The following is a 17371-nucleotide window of genomic DNA, read 5'->3' on the forward strand; positions in this document are numbered from 1 at the left end:
CGTGGCTTTATCAGGCGACACCGCTGCGGGCCGGCTGGCGATCATCGCCGGCGGCGGCCTTCTGCCTTCCTATGTCGCCGAAGCCGCGCGCGCGGCGGGCGAAAATCCCGTCATCGTCGCGCTGAAGGATGAAAGCGACCGGCGTTGGGAAGCGTATGACCATGCCGTCATCGGCATCGGCGATTTTGCAGCTCTCGAGGGCCTCTTGAACCGCTACGGCATCGGCCGTGTGGTCATGTCCGGCAGCGTGCGGCGCCGGCCGGAATGGCGCGAGGTGCGCCCGACGCTGCGCACTCTGATGAAGATGCCGGCCGTGATCCGCACCTTGTTGTCAGGCGGCGACGATAAGGTGCTGCAGATGGTGATCCGGCTGATCGAGGGAAACGGCAGGCGTGTCGTCGGTGCCCATGAGATCGCCCCCGACCTTCTTGCCGCCGTCGGCCCGCTCGGCACGGCGATACCGGGCGAAGAAGACCGGCGCGATATCAACCGTGCAGCGGAAGCCGCCGAAATGCTCGGCCGGCTCGATGTCGGCCAAGGCGCCGTCGCCATCGGCGGGCGTATCGTCGCGCTGGAGGGTCTTGAGGGCACGGACGAGATGTTGGAGCGCGTCGCCGGTCTCAGAGCCGCCGGGCGCATCTCGCCGCGCCGCCGCGGCGCGCTTGTCAAGCTCTGCAAGCCGCAACAGGACATCCGTGCCGACCTGCCGGCGATCGGCGTTTCCACGGTCTTGAACGCGAAGCAAGCCGGCCTTGCCGGCGTGGCCGTCGAGGCCGGCCGCGCGCTGGTGCTCGATCGCGCCGCCGTCATCAAGGCCGCCGATGAGGCCGGGCTTTTCGTCTGCGGCATCGATCGCGGCCTGCCGGCATGGGGGCTCGAATGAACGGGGCGCCACTGAAGATCGCCGTCATTGCCGGCGAGGTGTCGGGCGACCTGCTCGGCGCCGATCTGGTTGCGGCTCTGAAGCGGATCCATGCCGGACCGATCGAACTCGTCGGCGTTGGCGGCGAGGGGCTTCAGGCCCAAGGTTTGAAATCGCTGTTCGATTTTTCCGAGCTGTCGATCATGGGCATCACCCAGGTGCTGAGCCGGCTGCCAAGGCTCTATACGCTGATCCGGAAGACAACGGCTGCCGTCGTCGCCGCAAGGCCGGACATACTTCTCATTATCGATAGCCCAGACTTCACCCACCGAGTCGCTAAGCGTGTCCGGACCGCACTGCCTGATCTGCCTGTCGTCAATTATGTCTGTCCGAGCGTCTGGGCCTGGAAGGAATATCGCGCCACGCGCATGCTGCCCTATGTCGATCATGTGCTCGCCGTCCTGCCCTTCGAGCCGGCGACGATGCGTGCGCTCGGCGGGCCTGAGACCACCTATGTCGGCCATCGCCTGATCGCTGATCCGGCGCTGCTCGAAGCGCGGCGGCTGCGCGCCGGGAGGGCATCCGTCGGGGAAGCGGGCAAGACCATCCTGATGCTTCCGGGGTCAAGATCCTCCGAAATCGCCAAACTCCTGCCGTTCTTCGAGGATGCGGCCAATGAACTCGTCGCCCGCAACGGCCCGATGCGATTCCTGCTGCCGACCGTGCCGCACAACGAAGCGCTGGTGAAGGGTCTGGTTGCCGGTTGGGCTACACCGCCGGAGGTGGCGGTCGGGCCGGCGCAGAAATGGAAGGCCTTTGCCGAAGCGGATGCGGCGATGGCAGCCTCCGGCACGGTGATCCTCGAACTCGCCCTTGCCGGCGTGCCGACGGTGTCCGTCTACAAGACGGATTGGATCATCCGCCTGCTCGCTCCGCGCATCAAGGTGTGGACGGGCGCATTGCCCAATATCATCGCCGATTATGCCGTCGTGCCGGAATATCTGAACGAGATCGTCCGCGGCGCCAGCCTGGCGCGCTGGATGGAGCGGCTGTCGGCCGACACGTTCCAACTGAAGGCGATGAACGAGGGTTATGATCTCGTCTGGCAACGCATGCAGACCGAAAAGCCGCCCGGCGAGCACGCTGCCGAGATCCTTCTCGACGTCTTGAAAAAGAAAAAACCCGGTCGTTTCTGAACTGACCGGGTTTTCTTTTGGGTTCCTTTGAAGCGATCAGCGCTTTGAAACCGGGATGTAATCGCGCTTCGGTTCGCCGACATAGAGCTGGCGCGGACGGCCGATGCGCTGTTCCGGATCCTCGATCATCTCGTTCCACTGCGCAATCCAGCCGACGGTGCGGGCGAGCGCGAAGAGCACGGTGAACATGGTCGTGGGGAAGCCCAGCGCCTTCAGCGTGATTCCGGAATAGAAGTCGATGTTCGGATAGAGCTTCTTCTCGATGAAATATTCGTCGGTGAGCGCGATGCGCTCCAACTCCATGGCCACTTCGAGCAATGGATCGTCCTTGATGCCGAGTTCGCCGAGCACTTCATGCGTCGTTTTCTGCATGATCTTGGCGCGCGGATCATAGTTCTTGTAGACACGGTGACCGAAGCCCATCAGGCGGAACGGATCGTTCTTGTCCTTGGCGCGAGCGACATATTCCGGAATGTGGTCGACCGTGCCGATTTCCGTCAGCATGTTGAGGGCTGCTTCGTTGGCGCCGCCGTGGGCGGGGCCCCAGAGGCAGGCGATGCCGGCGGCGATGCAGGCGAACGGGTTGGCGCCCGACGAACCGGCGAGACGGACGGTCGAGGTCGAGGCGTTTTGCTCGTGATCGGCATGCAGGATGAAGATGCGGTCCATGGCGCGGGCAAGCACCGGATTGACCACATATTCCTCGCAAGGCACGGCAAAGCACATGCGCAGGAAGTTCGAGGCATAGTCGAGGTCGTTCTTCGGATAAACGAAGGGCTGGCCGATATGGTACTTGTAGGCCATGGCGGCAAGCGTCGGCATCTTGGCGATCATGCGCAGGCTGGCGACCATGCGCTGGTGCGGATCGGTGATGTCGGTGGAGTCGTGATAGAAGGCCGACAGCGCGCCGACGCAGCCGCACATGACGGCCATCGGATGCGCATCGCGGCGGAAGCCGGTGAAGAAGCGGCTCATCTGCTCGTGCACCATGGTGTGGTGCGTGACGCGATAATCGAAATCCTTCTTCTGCACGGTGGTCGGCAGTTCGCCGTAAAGCAGCAGGTAGCAGACCTCGAGGAAGTCGCCATGCTCGGCGAGCTGCTCGATCGGATAGCCGCGGTGCAACAGGACACCTTCGTCGCCGTCGATGTAAGTGATTTTCGATTCACAGGATGCCGTCGAGGTGAAACCCGGATCGTAGGTGAAGGAAGCCGTATTCTTGTAGAGGGCACCGATATCGATGACGCTCGGGCCGATCGTGCCGCTTTTGACAGCAAGGTCGACAGACTTGTCACCGATTTTTATTGTAGCGCTTTGATCCGTCATGCTGATCCTCCGAAATGGCGGTGGCGCCATAAAAGCGCCATAGGGGTTAAGCGTCCTCACCGATAGCTATATGATCGCGAAGCTAATGCCAAGTTACCGTGACGGCATTTTGTGCATTGCGGTATCACCTTTTAGGCACTGCAGCGATGAGCCGCACGCATATCGGAAGCCGATGATTCAACTCGTCTTTTGGCGCTTGCGATTTTCCCTCGTATTTCAATCGATTATGCTTGCCGGATTTGATCGGAGGTTGCATTCTGGCCGCCTTCGCAGCTGGGCTTGGGCGGCACATGCAGGAGTTGACCACAGTCGAATTGCGGCCGGAAGCAGGCGAAGGCCTCGCCGACTCCGCCGGTTTTTCTCCACCTGTCATGGTGACGCGCCCGACAAGAACGCAGTCGACGAGCCCCTTGCGGCACCGGCTGCCGGCAGCAGCCTCGCAATCGCTGCGTATCGGCATGCGGATGCTGAGCGAAGAGGCGGACCACGGCCGTCTGCTGCTTGTCTCGCCTGTCTTCCTCGGTGCCGGGTCAGCCTTCTGGTTTCTCGCGGCATCGGACTTTCCGCTCGTTGCATCGCTGCTCTGCCTGTTGCTGCTGATCGTCGCCGTTCTCATCGCCAGCCGCAGCCGGGCGGCATTGCGGGCAACGCTGCTGGCGCTTGCACTTGTGGCCTGCGGCATGGCCTCCGCGCAGCTCGAGAGCTGGCGGGCTTCGACCGTGATCCTCGATTCCGCCGTCACGACGACGGTGACCGGCCGTGTGGAACGGCGCGAAGGCGACGGTCGCGGCCGGTGGCGCTACATTCTTGCCGTCACCGGTACGGAGGCGCCGGAAGTGAAGCGGTCGCCCGAACGCATAACTGCGATCACCCGCGGCGCAGACGCGCCCATCGAGATCGGTGATATCATAACCGGCAGGGCGCGGCTGACGCCGCCGGCAGGTCCAGCACTTCCTGAGCTCAACGACTTCTCCTTCGGTGCCTATTTCGATGGAATCGGCGCGAACGGCTTCTTCTACGGCGCGCCGTCGAAGGTCGACTGGCAGGCAGGTCCGCAGGCGGCAAGATCGACGTGGGAAGCTCTGCTCGAAGGGCTCTACCGGCTGCGCAGCGGCATTGGCGACCGCATAAGGTCGATCTTGCCTGGCGACACCGGCGCTTTCGCCGCTGCTCTGGTGACGGACGAGCGGCGCGCCATCTCGAATGAGACGACGGAAGCGCTGCGCCAGTCCGGCCTGGCTCATATCGTCGCCATCTCCGGCCTCAACATGGCGCTGTCGGCCGGTATCTTCTTCGTTGGGTTCCGGATGTTGCTCAGCCTCTTTCCCGGCGTCGCTGAGGCCTATCCGACGAAGAAGATCGCTGCCGCCGGCGCGCTCATCGCCGTGACCGCCTATTTCCTGATCTCGGGCTTTGGGGTCTCTGCCGAACGCGCCTTCATCATGATGGCCATCATGTTGATTGCCGTCTTCTTCGACCGGCCGTCGATCAGCCTGCGCAATGTCGCGCTCTCCGCGCTCGTCATCATCGCCATTTCGCCGTCCGAGGTCTTGGGTCCGAGCTTCCAGATGTCCTTTGCCGCGACATTGGCGCTGGTCTCGGGCTATCAGCTGTGGAAGGACCGGCGCGTCCGCGAAAACGCCTTCCTCAAGCTGCCGATCATCAGGCCGGTCGTTACGGTTGCGGGTTTCTTCGGCGGCGTCTTCCTGACGTCGCTGATCGGCGGCTTTTCAACCGCGCTGTTTTCGATCGAGCATTTTCATCGCCTGACCGCCTATGGCCTGCCGGCAAACCTCGCGACGATGCCGATCATCTCCTTTATCGTCATGCCGGCCGGGCTGCTGGCGATGCTGCTCATGCCTTTCGGTCTGGATGTTTGGGCCTGGAAGGTCGTCGGATTCGGCCTCGATCTGGTGATCGCGGTCGCAAAGACGGTATCCGGCTGGGGCGGCAATATCGACGTTGGCCGTTTGCCCGGCTGGTATTTCGCGGTCGCCGTGGCAGGCTTTCTTCTGCTGACGCTGCTCCGGACGCGACTGCGCCATTCCGGCACATCGATCATCGCAGTCTCGACGCTCATCCTGTTCCTTCTACCGGTTCCCCGGCCGCCGGATCTGGTGATTTCGGAGGATGGCAATCTCGTCGCGGTCGTCGAGGCGGCAGCAATGGCGTCCAACCGTGAACGACCGCCGGATTTCATCTTCGACCAATGGCAGAGAGCGCTGGTCCTGCCGACGCATGATCCGCCGAAGATGCTGGATGGTCCTGCTATCCCGCCGGAGGGAGAAGACCGCCGCGTCAGGCTTTCCCGCGATCAGCAGACCGAAGCGAGGACCGCGATGCGTGCAGCCGCAGCGGCCGGTGAAGCAAACCGCTTTTCCTGCGTCAAAAAGGCCTGGTGCACATCAAGGCTTGGCAATGGCCAGGTCGTGGCCGTCATCGACAATGCCGCCTATCTCGGCCCCGCATGCGACGCCGCCGATATCGTCGTGACGTCGGTCCGCCTGCGCTTCAACAGCTGCCGCTCAGGTGCGACGCTCTTCACCGGTGAAACGCTGCGCAGGACCGGTTCCGTCGAGTTGCGCTTCACGAACGCCGGCCTGGAGGTGGCAACCGCATTCGATGCATTGTCGCGGCCATGGATGCGCCATCGCGCCTATGACTGGCGCAGCAATAGTTTTACCGAGCCCGGTCTAGCCAAGGTCAGTGATAGCGGCGAATAAGACCGACGAGCTTGCCCTGAACCTTGACACGGTCCGGCCCGAAAATCCGGGTCTCGTAAGCCGGGTTGGCGGCTTCGAGCGCAATCGAGGCGCCCTTGCGGCGGAAGCGTTTGAGTGTCGCTTCCTCGTCGTCGACGAGAGCAACGACGATGTCGCCAGGACTTGCGGTGCTGCCGTTGCGGATGATCACGGTGTCGCCGTCAAAGATGCCGGCGTCGATCATCGAATCGCCCTTGACCTCCAGCGCATAATGTTCACCGGAACCGAGCATGTCGGCCGGAACGACGATGTCGTGGGTGTTGTTCTGGATCGCCGAGATCGGAACACCGGCGGCGATGCGGCCCATGACCGGCACGGAGACCGAGTTGCCGTTGTCGGCGACGGGTTTTGCAGGGGCAGGAGCGGCGACCGGCTGTGGCTTGCCGAGGCTGCCCTCGATGACGCTCGGCGAAAAGCCACGCCGCGGCTGGATGCTGGGGCTGTAGGCCTCCGGAAGCTTGATGACCTCGATCGCGCGGGCCCGGTTCGGTAGGCGGCGAATGAAGCCACGTTCCTCGAGCGCTGTAATCAAGCGATGAATCCCGGACTTCGAAGCGAGGTCCAGGGCATCCTTCATTTCGTCGAAAGATGGCGGAACGCCGGATTCCTTCATGCGCTCATGAATGAAAAGGAGAAGCTCCTGTTGTTTGCGCGTGAGCATCGACGTTGTGACCTCGTGATTGAAACAAATCCAGAACAGACACTATATGTTCCATATGTGTTCCGCAAGTAGCTAAATTTCCGTAAAACTTGGAACCAACTCGTCGAGATTCTTATTTTCATTCGCCGGATTGGACACATGTCTTGCATTGAGGGTGGCGCTGTCGCACATCTCTTGCCGATTTGAGGAGGGATATGATGAACACGCATTCCACCAAACCGTACCCGCTGGATCATGTCGTGCTGCCGGTCGTCGACATCGATCTGGCGCGCGAAAGGCTCGGCAAGCTCGGCTTCACCGTTGCCGCCGATGCGCGCCATCCCTTCGGAACGGAGAATGCCTGCGTCTTCTTTGCCGACAAGACCTATCTGGAGCCGCTCGGGATCGCGAGCGTCGAGGAGAGCGAGGCATCGGCGCGACGAGGCAATGTCTTCACCGCTCGCAACCGGGCTTTCCGCTTCCGTTGCGGCGCGGAGGGGCTTTCGGCGGTGGCCTTCGGCAGCAAGGATGCCGGCATCGATCATCAGGATTTCGTCGGCAACGGGTCGAGCGCCGGGGAGATGCTGCAGTTCAACCGGCCGATGACGATGCCGGACGGCTCCGAGACGATTGCCGGCTTCAAGCTGGCTTTTGCCGGCGACCTGCGCGCGCCTGATCTCTTGCTCTTCACCGTCGAGCGTATCAATCCGCTGCCGGCCGACCGCGCCGCGCTGGAGACGCATGCCAATGGCGTGACCGGCATAACGGAGATCGCGCTTTGCGCGCCGGAACCGGCCGCATTCGCTGCCTTCGTCGGCCTTGCAGCGGCGCAATCGGCAGTCGAGAAAACCGGTTTCGGCGTCAATGTCGCGGCGTCAAATGCGAAAATCGGTCTGATGACGCCGGAAGGGCTGGAGGCCTATTTCGACATCGCCGGCTCATCCGCAGATCGCGGCCTGCGCGGCCGGGCAATCCTCTTTGCTGTTGCCGATCTTGCCGTGACAGAAGCGCATTTGGCTGCTAACGGGGTGACATACACGCGCAAGAACAATCGCATTCTGGTGAAGCCCGCGCCCGGGCAGGGCACGCTCTTCGCCTTCGAGGAAACACGATGAGCACTGATACGAATTCCGACGTCAGGGTCGGCGAAGGCCAAGGCCAGGTCACCTTTTCCAATACCGGCCGCCTGTCGCTAATTGCCGGTCCCTGCCAGATGGAGAGCCGCGACCACGCCTTCATGGTCGCCGGCACGCTGAAGGAGCTTTGCGGAAGGCTCGGCATCGGCCTCGTCTACAAGAGTTCCTTCGACAAGGCGAACCGGACCTCGCTCTCGGCCGAACGCGGTATCGGGATCGAAAAGGGCATGGAGGTCTTTGCCGACCTCAAGAAGGAATTCGGCTTTCCCGTCCTGACCGACGTTCATACCGCCGAACAATGCGCCGAGGTGGCAAAGATCGTCGACGTCCTGCAGATCCCGGCCTTCCTTTGCCGCCAGACCGACCTTCTTATTGCCGCGGCCAAGACCGGCCGCGTCGTCAACGTCAAGAAGGGCCAGTTCCTCGCTCCCTGGGATATGAAGAACGTTCTGAAGAAGCTCAATGCCAGTGGCAATCCGAACGTGCTGCTGTGCGAGCGCGGCGCCTCTTTCGGTTACAACACGCTGGTTTCCGACATGCGTTCGCTGCCGATCATGGCGGCGATGGGCGCCCCCGTTATCTTCGATGCGACCCATTCCGTGGCGCAGCCGGGCGGGCAGGGCGAATCCTCCGGCGGTCAGCGGGAATTCGTGGAAACGCTGGCGCGCGCAGCGGTGGCTACCGGTATCGCCGGCGTGTTCGTCGAAACCCACCAGGACCCCGACAATGCACCTTCCGACGGCCCCAACATGGTCTATCTCAAGGACATGCCGCGGCTGCTTGAAAAGCTACTCGCCTTCGATGCGGTCGCCAAGGCTTGACGTTCAACAGCCTGACATGATCGTGCTATAGGCGAGATCCGAACACGGTCCGAAGGGCTGGAAATTGCAGCATTGTAATTTGCACGCCTTCGACTAAGACAGGTTTCGAACCGACTTATCACCCACCGAGCAGGAAGAACCCATGACTGCAATCACCGATATCATCGCCCGCGAGATTCTCGATAGCCGTGGCAACCCCACCGTCGAAGTCGATGTCTATCTCGAAGATGGCAGCATGGGCCGCGCGGCCGTTCCCTCGGGTGCCTCGACGGGCGCGCATGAGGCGGTCGAACTGCGCGACGGCGGCAAGCGCTACTTGGGCAAGGGCGTCGAAAAGGCGGTCGAAGCCGCCAACACCGAGATCTTCGACGCGATCGGCGGCATCGACGCCGAAAACCAGATCCAGATCGACAACATCATGATCGAGCTGGACGGCACGCCGAACAAGTCGCGCCTCGGCGCCAACGCCATCCTCGGCGTGTCGCTCGCCGTCGCCAAGGCTGCCGCCCAGGCGTCCGGCCTGCCGCTCTACCGCTACGTCGGCGGTGCTTCCGCCAGCCTGCTGCCGGTGCCGATGATGAACATCATCAACGGCGGCGCCCACGCGGACAACCCGATCGATTTCCAGGAGTTCATGATCCTGCCGGTCGGCGCCGATTCGATCGCCGAAGCCGTGCGCATGGGTTCGGAAGTCTTCCATACGCTGCGCAAGGAACTTGCTAGCCAGGGCCACAACACCAATGTCGGCGACGAAGGCGGTTTCGCACCGGGTCTGAAGAGCGCGCCGGAAGCCCTCGACTTCATCATGAAGTCGATCGAGAAAGCCGGCTACAAGCCGGGCGACGACATGTGCCTCGGCCTAGACTGCGCCTCGACCGAATTCTTCAAGGATGGCAAATACGTTCTCGAAGGTGAAGGCCGCACGCTGGAATCGGGCGCCATGGCCGAATATCTGGCCGAGCTCGCCGGCAAGTATCCGATCATCTCGATCGAGGACGGCATGGCCGAAGACGATTGGGACGGCTGGAAGACGCTGACCGACCTGGCTGGCAAAAAGACCCAGCTCGTCGGCGACGATCTCTTCGTCACCAACTCCGCCCGTCTTCGCGACGGCATCCGCATGGGTGTTGCCAACTCGATCCTCGTCAAGGTCAACCAGATCGGCACGCTGACGGAGACGCTCGATGCCGTCAACACGGCGCACAAGGCGGCCTATACCGCCGTCATGTCGCACCGCTCCGGCGAAACCGAAGATTCGACCATCGCCGATCTCGCGGTCGCCACCAACTGCGGTCAGATCAAGACCGGCTCGCTGTCGCGCTCCGACCGTCTTGCCAAGTACAACCAGCTGATCCGCATCGAAGAGGGCCTCGGCCCGCAGGCCCAGTATGCCGGCCGCTCGATCATTCGCGGCTGATCGGATCTGATTTCCAATGGCTTGACCCGCGCCTTCCCGTGAACTGACCCCCGAAGGTTGGATGTCCAACTTTCGGGGGTCAGTTCACCGGCGCGGGTTTTTTATTGCCCGATTTTTTGAGTCAACGAACGGTTAATCTCTGCGCGCTAGATTGAACGAATTGGTAATGCGTTCAAGAGCATGCGTGTATGTGGACAAAGCATCATAAGAAGAGAAAGATCGGTCGCTTCGTCATTCCGGCCATGACGGTCGCCTTCCTTTCCTATTTCGGTTATCATTGCATCCATGGCGATTACGGCCTGCGCGCGACGGAGACGTTCGAGCATCAGCGTGTTGCGCGTGAAAAAGAGCTTGCAGTCTTGAAGGCGAAGCGCGAACATCTGGAAAATCAGGTCGCGCTGCTGAGTGACGGTTCGCTCGACAAGGATATGCTGGACGAAAAAGCGCGTTATCAGCTCAACATGTCGCGTGCGGACGAGATCGTCGTCTTCAACCATTATTCCAATTAACCGAAAACAGGTTCATTGGAATTTTCATACTTATTTCCAGTAGCTTAGCACTGAATACGAGCCATGCAATTATGGCATTGCTGTGGTCATGTTTCTTCCCTATGGTACGCGCCACCAAGAAACGACAAACCCATAGGGAGGGTTGAATGGCGCCGCGAAAGACCGCGACCGTTTCCAGCCGCAAAACTGCAGCAAAACCGGCAGCCAAAGCATCGAATGGCGGCCCGGTAGCCGACTTCGATCGCAATGAAGAGCTGAAGGCCTATCGCGAGATGCTGCTGATCCGCCGCTTCGAGGAGAAGGCCGGTCAGCTTTACGGCATGGGCTTCATCGGCGGCTTTTGTCACCTCTACATCGGTCAGGAAGCTGTCGTCGTCGGCATGCAGATGGCGCAGAAGGAAGGCGACCAGGTCATCACCGCCTATCGCGACCACGGCCATATGCTGGCAACCGGCATGGAAGCGCGCGGCGTCATGGCGGAACTGACCGGGCGTCGCAGCGGCTATTCCCACGGCAAGGGCGGCTCGATGCACATGTTCTCGAAAGAGAAGCATTTCTACGGCGGTCACGGCATCGTCGGCGCCCAGGTCTCGCTCGGAACGGGTCTTGCCTTCGCAAACCGCTACCGCGGCAACGACAATGTTTCCATTGCCTATTTCGGCGACGGCGCTGCCAACCAGGGCCAGGTCTACGAGAGCTTCAACATGGCGGCTCTCTGGAAGCTGCCGATCGTCTATATCGTCGAGAACAACCGTTACGCCATGGGCACCTCGACCGCCCGCGCCACCGCGCAGTCGAACTATTCGCTTCGCGGATCCGGCTTCGGCATCCCCGGCATTCAGGTCGACGGCATGGACGTCCGCGCCGTCAAGGCGGCCGCCGACGAAGCGCTCGAACATTGCCGTTCCGGCAAGGGCCCGATCATTCTCGAAATGCTGACCTATCGTTATCGCGGTCACTCCATGTCCGACCCGGCGAAGTATCGCTCCAAGGACGAGGTGCAGAAGATGCGCTCCGAGCATGACCCGATCGAACAGGTGAAGGCACGCCTCGTCGACAAGGGCTGGGCTTCCGAAGACGATCTGAAGGCGATCGACAAGGATGTCCGCGACATCGTCGCCGACAGCGCCGACTTCGCCCAGGCCGATCCGGAGCCGGATGTATCCGAGCTCTATACCGACATTCTGCTCTAATCGGGGAGGGAACCCATGCCTATCGATATCCTCATGCCCGCCCTCTCTCCGACCATGGAAGAAGGCACACTGTCCAAATGGCTGAAGCAGGAAGGTGACAAGGTCACCTCAGGCGACGTGATCGCCGAAATCGAAACCGACAAGGCGACGATGGAAGTCGAAGCCGTCGACGAAGGCGTCATCGGCAAGCTTCTGGTTCCTGCCGGAACCGAAGGCGTCAAGGTGAACGCCAAGATCGCCGTTCTCCTGCAGGACGGTGAATCCGCATCCGACATGTCTGCGTCCGCTCCGGCAGCAGCGCCGGCTCCTGCTGCTGCACCGCAGGCCGCGCAAGAGGAAAAGCCGGCTGCCGCAACTCCGGCATCCGCACCCGTTCCGGCCGAGCCGAAAGCCCAGGTGCAGAACGATCCGGAAATCCCGGCCGGCACCGAAATGGTGTCGACGACCGTGCGCGAAGCGCTACGCGACGCCATGGCCGAGGAAATGCGCGCCGACGAAAACGTCTTCGTCATGGGCGAGGAAGTCGCCGAATACCAGGGCGCTTACAAGGTCACGCAGGGGCTGCTGCAGGAATTTGGACCCCGCCGCGTCGTCGATACGCCGATCACCGAGCATGGCTTTGCCGGCGTCGGCGTCGGTGCAGCCATGGCCGGCCTTCGGCCGATCGTCGAGTTCATGACCTTCAACTTCGCCATGCAGGCGATCGACCAGATCATCAACTCCGCCGCCAAGACGCTTTATATGTCCGGCGGCCAGATGGGCGCTCCGATCGTCTTCCGCGGTCCGAATGGTGCAGCCGCTCGCGTCGGCGCCCAGCACAGCCAGGATTATGCTGCCTGGTATAGCGCCATCCCCGGCCTGAAGGTCGTCATGCCCTATACGGCATCCGACGCCAAGGGCCTGCTGAAGGCTGCGATCCGCGATCCGAACCCGGTCATCTTCCTCGAAAACGAAATTCTCTACGGTCAGCACTTCGACGTGCCGAAGCTCGACAATTTCGTGCTGCCGATCGGCAAGGCCCGCGTCCATCGTCCGGGCAAGGACGTCACGGTCGTCTCCTTCGGCATCGGCATGAGCTATGCCACCAAGGCTGTCGCCGAACTCGAGAAGATCGGCATCGACGTCGAGCTGATCGACCTTCGCACCATCCGCCCGATGGACCTGCCGACTGTCATCGAATCGGTGAAGAAGACCGGCCGTCTGGTCACCGTCGAGGAGGGTTATCCCCAGTCCTCCGTCGGCACCGAAATCGCCACCCGCGTCATGCAGCAGGCCTTCGACTATCTCGATGCGCCGATCCTGACGATCGCAGGCAAGGACGTTCCGATGCCTTACGCCGCCAATCTCGAAAAACTCGCCCTTCCGAACGTCGGCGAAGTGGTCGATGCGGTGAAGGCTGTTTGCTACAAATAAGGGGAGGGTGTTTCGATGCCGATCAATATCACGATGCCCGCCCTCTCTCCGACCATGGAGGAAGGCAATCTTTCCAAATGGCTGGTCAAGGAAGGCGACAAGGTCAAGTCTGGCGATGTGATCGCCGAGATCGAGACCGACAAGGCGACGATGGAAGTCGAAGCCGTCGATGAAGGCACGGTCGCCAAGCTCGTCGTTGCCGCCGGCACCGAAGGCGTCAAGGTCAATGCGCTGATCGCGGTTCTCGCCGCCGATGGCGAGGATGTCTCCGCTGCCGCAAGCAGTGCGGGTTCCGCCGCTCCGGCACCGAAAACTGACGGTGCAGCCGCACCGAAAGCCGAGGCTGCACCGGCTCCGGCCCAGTCTGCTCCGGCTGCGGCACCTGTAGCCACCGCCGCACCCGCCTCGGTTTCGTCCGATGGCAACCGCACCTTCTCTTCGCCGCTCGCTCGCAGGCTGGCCAAGGAAGCCGGTATCGACCTTTCGGCAGTCGCGGGCTCCGGCCCGCATGGCCGCGTCGTCAAGAGCGACATCGAAGCCGCCGTCGCCGGCGGTGGCGCCAAGGCTGCTGCGCCCGTATCCGCGCCCGCCGCGCCGGCTCCGGCCGCCGCTGCACCGAAAGGCGCGTCCGAAGAAGCCGTGCTCAAGCTCTTCGAACCAGGCTCCTACGAGCTCGTGCCGCATGACGGCATGCGCAAGACGATCGCCAGGCGCCTGGTCGAGTCCAAGCAGACGATCCCGCATTTCTACGTCAGCCTCGATTGCGAGCTCGATGCGTTGCTGGCGCTACGCGCCCAGCTGAACGATGCGGCTCCGCGCAAGGACAACGCTCCGGCCTACAAGCTCTCGGTCAACGACATGGTCATCAAGGCCATGGCGCTGGCGCTGCGCGACGTTCCGGATGCCAACGTCTCCTGGACCGACAGCAACATGGTCAAGCACAAGCACGCCGATGTCGGCGTTGCTGTCTCGATCCCCGGCGGCCTGATCACGCCGATCATCCGCAAGGCCGAGGAAAAGACCCTGTCGACGATCTCCAACGAGATGCGCGATCTCGGCAAGCGGGCCAAGGACCGCAAGCTGAAGCCTGAGGAATATCAGGGCGGCACCAGCTCCGTCTCCAACATGGGCATGATGGGCGTGAAGAACTTCGCAGCCGTCGTCAACCCGCCGCATGCGACGATCCTCGCGGTCGGTGCCGGCGAACAGCGGGTTGTCGTCAAGAAGAGCGAAATGGCGATCGCCACCGTGATGTCAGTCACGCTCTCGACCGACCATCGCTGTGTCGACGGCGCGCTCGGCGCCGAGCTACTCCAAGCCTTCAAGGGCTACATCGAGAACCCGATGGGCATGCTTGTCTGATAGCGACGCGGAGACGGAAATGACCAAGACCGTTCTTTGCTATGGTGACTCGCTGACCTGGGGTTATGACGCCGAGACGATCGGCCGTCATGACTACAAGAATCGCTGGCCGAGCGTGCTTCAGGCAGCGCTCGGCGGTGAGGCCCGCGTCATCGCCGAAGGCCTGAACGGTCGCACCACCGCTTTCGACGACCATCTCGCCGATTGCGACCGCAACGGGGCGCGCATCCTGCCGACGATCCTGCAGTCGCATGCGCCGCTCGACCTCGTTGTCCTTCTGCTCGGCACCAACGACATGAAGCCGGTTGTGGCGGGTTCGGCCTTTGCCGCATGCCAGGGCATCAGCCGGCTCGTGCGGCTGATCCGCAATCACGCCTGGCCCTTCGAATTCGATGGGCCGGAGATTCTGATCGTGGCGCCGCCGGCGATCCGCGCGACGGGCAATGTGCCTTTCGCCGCGTCGTTCCCCGGCGGCATCGAGGAATCGGCAAAACTTGCAACGCTTTATCGTGATCTTGCCGACGAACTCGGTTGTGGTTTCTTCGACGGCAATTCCGTCGCCAAGACCACACCGATCGATGGCATCCATCTCGATGCGGAGAATACGCGTGCGCTCGGCCGTGGGCTGGAATCGATCGTGCGGATGATGCTGGGGATCTGAGCATGACCTCCTTCATCGCCCTCCGGCAGGCCTCACGGCGGGATGCCTCGGAGCTGGCGATTCTGGCGGATATCGCGTCGCGCGGTTTTGCATCCTGGCTTTGGTTTGCCGGTGTGGAAAACGGCGTGAGCGACACGCCGCTGGAGCGGGGCCGGCTGAAGATGGGCGAGGAGGAAGCTGTCGGCGGCTGGCGGGATGCCGTCATTGCCGAGGCCTATGGCGAGGTCGCTGGTGTGGCGATCGGCCATGCGCTGAGTGAGGGGATAGGTGATATCGAGGCGACGATTCCGGCGACCGCACCGATGCTCGCCTTGCAGAAAACGGTTGTGGGAAGCTGGTTCATCGGCAGTCTCGGCGTCTATCGCCATCTGCGTGGCATCGGCATCGGACGCAGGCTGCTGGACGACCAGATCGAAAGGGCCGATCGGCGGCCCGTCAGCCTGATCACCGCCAGCGACAACGAAGCGGCTTTGTCGCTTTATGAAAGAAACGGATTCCTGGAGGCTGCGCGCGCCGATGCCGTGCCGCTCTTCGAAAACAGCAAGAGACACGCGTGGGTGCTCATGACCCGCAGCGCAGCGTAACAAAGGCAGGAAATACATGGCTGAATCCTACGACGTCATCATCATCGGCTCGGGTCCCGGCGGCTATGTCGCCGCCATCCGTTCCAGCCAGCTCGGCCTCAAGACCGCGATCGTCGAGCGCGAGCATATGGGCGGCATCTGCCTGAACTGGGGCTGCATACCCACAAAGGCGCTGCTGCGCTCGGCCGAGGTGCTCGACCATGCCAATCATTTCAAGGATTACGGCCTCGTTCTCGAAGGCACGGTCAAGGCGGATGCCAAGGCCGTCGTCGGCCGCTCGCGCGCAGTCTCCGCCCGTCTGAATGCCGGCGTCGGCTTCCTGATGAAGAAGAACAAGATCGACATCATCTGGGGCGAGGCGAAAATCACCAAGGCTTCGACCGGGACCCAGGCGGGCGAGGTGGTCGTCGGCAAGTCGTCGAAGCCGGTTGTCGAGCCGCAGCATCCGTTGCCGAAGAACGTCAAGGGCGGCGAGGGAACCTATAGCGCAAAGCACATCATCATCGCCACCGGCGCCCGTCCCCGCGCGTTGCCCGGCATCGAGCCGGATGGCGAGTTGATCTGGACCTATTTCGAGGCTCTGAAGCCGGATGTTCTGCCGAAGTCGCTGATCGTCATGGGCTCTGGCGCGATCGGCATCGAATTCGCCAGCTTCTATCGCTCGATGGGCGTCGACGTCACGGTCGTCGAAGTCATGCCGACCATCATGCCGGTCGAGGATGCCGAGATCACCGCGATCGCCCGCAAGCAGCTTGAAAAGCGCGGGCTCAAGATCTTCACCAGCGCCAAGGTCACCAAGGTCGAGAAGGCCGCCGACAGCGTCACCGCTCACGTCGAGACGGCTGATGGCAAGGTGCAGCAGATCACCGCGGACCGGTTGATTTCGGCCGTCGGCGTTCAGGGCAATATCGAAAACCTCGGTCTCGAGGCGCTCGGCGTCAAGACCGACCGCGGCTGCGTCGTCATCGATGGCTATGGCAAGACCAATGTCGCCGGCATCTATGCGATCGGCGATGTCGCCGGCCCACCGATGCTGGCCCACAAGGCAGAGCATGAGGGCGTCGTCTGCGTCGAAAAGATCGCCGGCCTCCCGAACGTTCATCCCACAGACAAGGGCAAGGTGCCGGGCTGCACCTATTGCCAGCCGCAGGTCGCCTCCGTCGGTGTCACCGAAGCAAAAGCCAAGGAACTGGGCCGCGACATCCGCGTCGGCCGCTTCCCCTTCTCTGCAAACGGCAAGGCGATCGCGCTCGGCGAGGATCAGGGCCTCTGCAAGGTGATCTTCGACAAGAAGACCGGCGAGCTGCTCGGCGCCCACATGGTCGGCGCCGAAGTCACCGAGCTCATCCAAGGCTTCGTCGTCGCGATGAATCTCGAGACGACCGAGGAAGAACTGATGCACACGATCTTCCCTCATCCGACCGTGTCGGAATCGATGAAGGAAGCGGTGCTCGATGCTTACGGTCGCGTCCTGAACGCTTGATAATTT

Annotated in this window: 15 protein-coding genes; 13 read left to right on the top strand and 2 right to left on the bottom strand. The window is 62.2% G+C overall.

Annotated elements, in window-relative coordinates:
- The first annotated feature begins 1 nt into the window (after nt 1).
- Nucleotides 2-883 carry an LpxI family protein gene (locus N2A41_RS09170; RefSeq protein WP_170258305.1) on the top strand — a complete coding sequence of 294 codons (882 nt, stop codon included), beginning with the start codon at nt 2-4 and terminating at the stop codon, nt 881-883.
- Complete coding sequence (gene lpxB, locus N2A41_RS09175) at nt 880-2058, top strand: lipid-A-disaccharide synthase (protein ID WP_260110773.1); 1179 nt, start codon at nt 880-882, stop codon at nt 2056-2058. The genes N2A41_RS09170 and lpxB overlap by 4 nt, the downstream gene beginning before the upstream one ends.
- Nucleotides 2059-2094: 36 nt before the next feature.
- On the opposite strand, the gene gltA is transcribed toward lpxB, so the two are convergent.
- The gene (gene gltA, locus N2A41_RS09180; protein ID WP_017964153.1) at nt 2095-3384 is read right to left on the bottom strand and encodes a citrate synthase; all 1290 of its coding nucleotides are present in this window, start codon (nt 3382-3384) and stop codon (nt 2095-2097) included.
- A gap of 290 nt (nt 3385-3674) precedes the next feature.
- On the opposite strand from gltA, the gene N2A41_RS09185 reads away from it, so the two are divergent.
- Complete coding sequence (locus tag N2A41_RS09185; protein WP_260110774.1) at nt 3675-6107, top strand: ComEC/Rec2 family competence protein; 2433 nt, start codon at nt 3675-3677, stop codon at nt 6105-6107.
- Here the strand turns inward: N2A41_RS09185 and lexA are convergent.
- Nucleotides 6088-6807, bottom strand: coding sequence for a transcriptional repressor LexA (gene lexA / locus N2A41_RS09190; protein ID WP_017964154.1), 720 nt, complete (start codon nt 6805-6807; stop codon nt 6088-6090). The genes N2A41_RS09185 and lexA overlap by 20 nt on opposite strands.
- 197 nt (nt 6808-7004) lie before the next feature.
- Here lexA and N2A41_RS09195 point away from each other — a divergent pair, with 197 nt between their 5' ends.
- From N2A41_RS09195 to lpdA, 10 genes are all read left to right on the top strand, one after another.
- Nucleotides 7005-7901 (top strand): VOC family protein, encoded by an 897-nt coding sequence (locus tag N2A41_RS09195; RefSeq protein ID WP_026154134.1) that lies wholly within the window; start codon nt 7005-7007, stop codon nt 7899-7901.
- Nucleotides 7898-8743: a 3-deoxy-8-phosphooctulonate synthase gene (gene kdsA, locus N2A41_RS09200; protein ID WP_017964156.1), complete on the top strand. Its 846-nt coding sequence runs from the start codon at nt 7898-7900 to the stop codon at nt 8741-8743. Before N2A41_RS09195 ends, kdsA begins: the two co-directional genes overlap by 4 nt.
- Before the next feature lie 142 nt (nt 8744-8885).
- Nucleotides 8886-10160, top strand: coding sequence for a phosphopyruvate hydratase (gene eno, locus N2A41_RS09205; RefSeq protein WP_017964157.1), 1275 nt, complete (start codon nt 8886-8888; stop codon nt 10158-10160).
- 188 nt (nt 10161-10348) lie between these two features.
- Entirely contained in the window at nt 10349-10669 is a 321-nt protein-coding gene (locus N2A41_RS09210; protein ID WP_017964158.1) for an FtsB family cell division protein, read from the top strand.
- A 146-nt stretch (nt 10670-10815) separates the two neighbouring features.
- Nucleotides 10816-11862, top strand: a complete 1047-nt coding sequence (gene pdhA / locus N2A41_RS09215) for a pyruvate dehydrogenase (acetyl-transferring) E1 component subunit alpha (protein ID WP_017964159.1) — start codon at nt 10816-10818, stop codon at nt 11860-11862.
- Between the two features lie 15 nt (nt 11863-11877).
- A complete protein-coding gene (locus tag N2A41_RS09220) occupies nt 11878-13275 on the top strand; it encodes a pyruvate dehydrogenase complex E1 component subunit beta (RefSeq protein ID WP_017964160.1) in 1398 nt (465 codons plus the stop codon).
- 15 nt (nt 13276-13290) lie between these two features.
- Nucleotides 13291-14637, top strand: a complete 1347-nt coding sequence (locus N2A41_RS09225; protein ID WP_017964161.1) for a pyruvate dehydrogenase complex dihydrolipoamide acetyltransferase — start codon at nt 13291-13293, stop codon at nt 14635-14637.
- 19 nt (nt 14638-14656) lie between these two features.
- Nucleotides 14657-15298: an SGNH/GDSL hydrolase family protein gene (locus N2A41_RS09230; protein WP_017964162.1), complete on the top strand. Its 642-nt coding sequence runs from the start codon at nt 14657-14659 to the stop codon at nt 15296-15298.
- Nucleotides 15299-15300: 2 nt separating this feature from the next.
- Nucleotides 15301-15882 (top strand): GNAT family N-acetyltransferase, encoded by a 582-nt coding sequence (locus N2A41_RS09235; RefSeq protein ID WP_017964163.1) that lies wholly within the window; start codon nt 15301-15303, stop codon nt 15880-15882.
- A gap of 16 nt (nt 15883-15898) precedes the next feature.
- On the top strand, nt 15899-17365 hold the full coding sequence (gene lpdA, locus N2A41_RS09240; protein ID WP_260110775.1) for a dihydrolipoyl dehydrogenase: 1467 nt from the start codon (nt 15899-15901) through the stop codon (nt 17363-17365).
- Nucleotides 17366-17371: the final 6 nt, after the last annotated feature.

Origin of the sequence: Rhizobium sp. SRDI969, assembly GCF_025152725.1 — a bacterium.
In the GTDB taxonomy this organism is placed as follows: domain Bacteria; phylum Pseudomonadota; class Alphaproteobacteria; order Rhizobiales; family Rhizobiaceae; genus Rhizobium; species Rhizobium leguminosarum_I.

Bases quoted from the DNA above. Each gene is read 5' to 3' on its own strand.
- lpdA (WP_260110775.1), top strand. From the start codon at position 15,899: ATGGCTGAATCCTACGACGTCATCATCATCGGCTCGGGTCCCGGCGGC.
- pdhA (WP_017964159.1), top strand. From the start codon at position 10,816: ATGGCGCCGCGAAAGACCGCGACCGTTTCCAGCCGCAAAACTGCAGCA.
- N2A41_RS09230 (WP_017964162.1), top strand. From the start codon at position 14,657: ATGACCAAGACCGTTCTTTGCTATGGTGACTCGCTGACCTGGGGTTAT.
- lpxB (WP_260110773.1), top strand. From the start codon at position 880: ATGAACGGGGCGCCACTGAAGATCGCCGTCATTGCCGGCGAGGTGTCG.
- eno (WP_017964157.1), top strand. From the start codon at position 8,886: ATGACTGCAATCACCGATATCATCGCCCGCGAGATTCTCGATAGCCGT.
- N2A41_RS09220 (WP_017964160.1), top strand. From the start codon at position 11,878: ATGCCTATCGATATCCTCATGCCCGCCCTCTCTCCGACCATGGAAGAA.
- gltA (WP_017964153.1), bottom strand. From the start codon at position 3,384: ATGACGGATCAAAGCGCTACAATAAAAATCGGTGACAAGTCTGTCGAC.
- N2A41_RS09225 (WP_017964161.1), top strand. From the start codon at position 13,291: ATGCCGATCAATATCACGATGCCCGCCCTCTCTCCGACCATGGAGGAA.
- kdsA (WP_017964156.1), top strand. From the start codon at position 7,898: ATGAGCACTGATACGAATTCCGACGTCAGGGTCGGCGAAGGCCAAGGC.
- N2A41_RS09185 (WP_260110774.1), top strand. From the start codon at position 3,675: ATGCAGGAGTTGACCACAGTCGAATTGCGGCCGGAAGCAGGCGAAGGC.
- N2A41_RS09235 (WP_017964163.1), top strand. From the start codon at position 15,301: ATGACCTCCTTCATCGCCCTCCGGCAGGCCTCACGGCGGGATGCCTCG.
- N2A41_RS09210 (WP_017964158.1), top strand. From the start codon at position 10,349: ATGTGGACAAAGCATCATAAGAAGAGAAAGATCGGTCGCTTCGTCATT.
- N2A41_RS09195 (WP_026154134.1), top strand. From the start codon at position 7,005: ATGAACACGCATTCCACCAAACCGTACCCGCTGGATCATGTCGTGCTG.
- lexA (WP_017964154.1), bottom strand. From the start codon at position 6,807: ATGCTCACGCGCAAACAACAGGAGCTTCTCCTTTTCATTCATGAGCGC.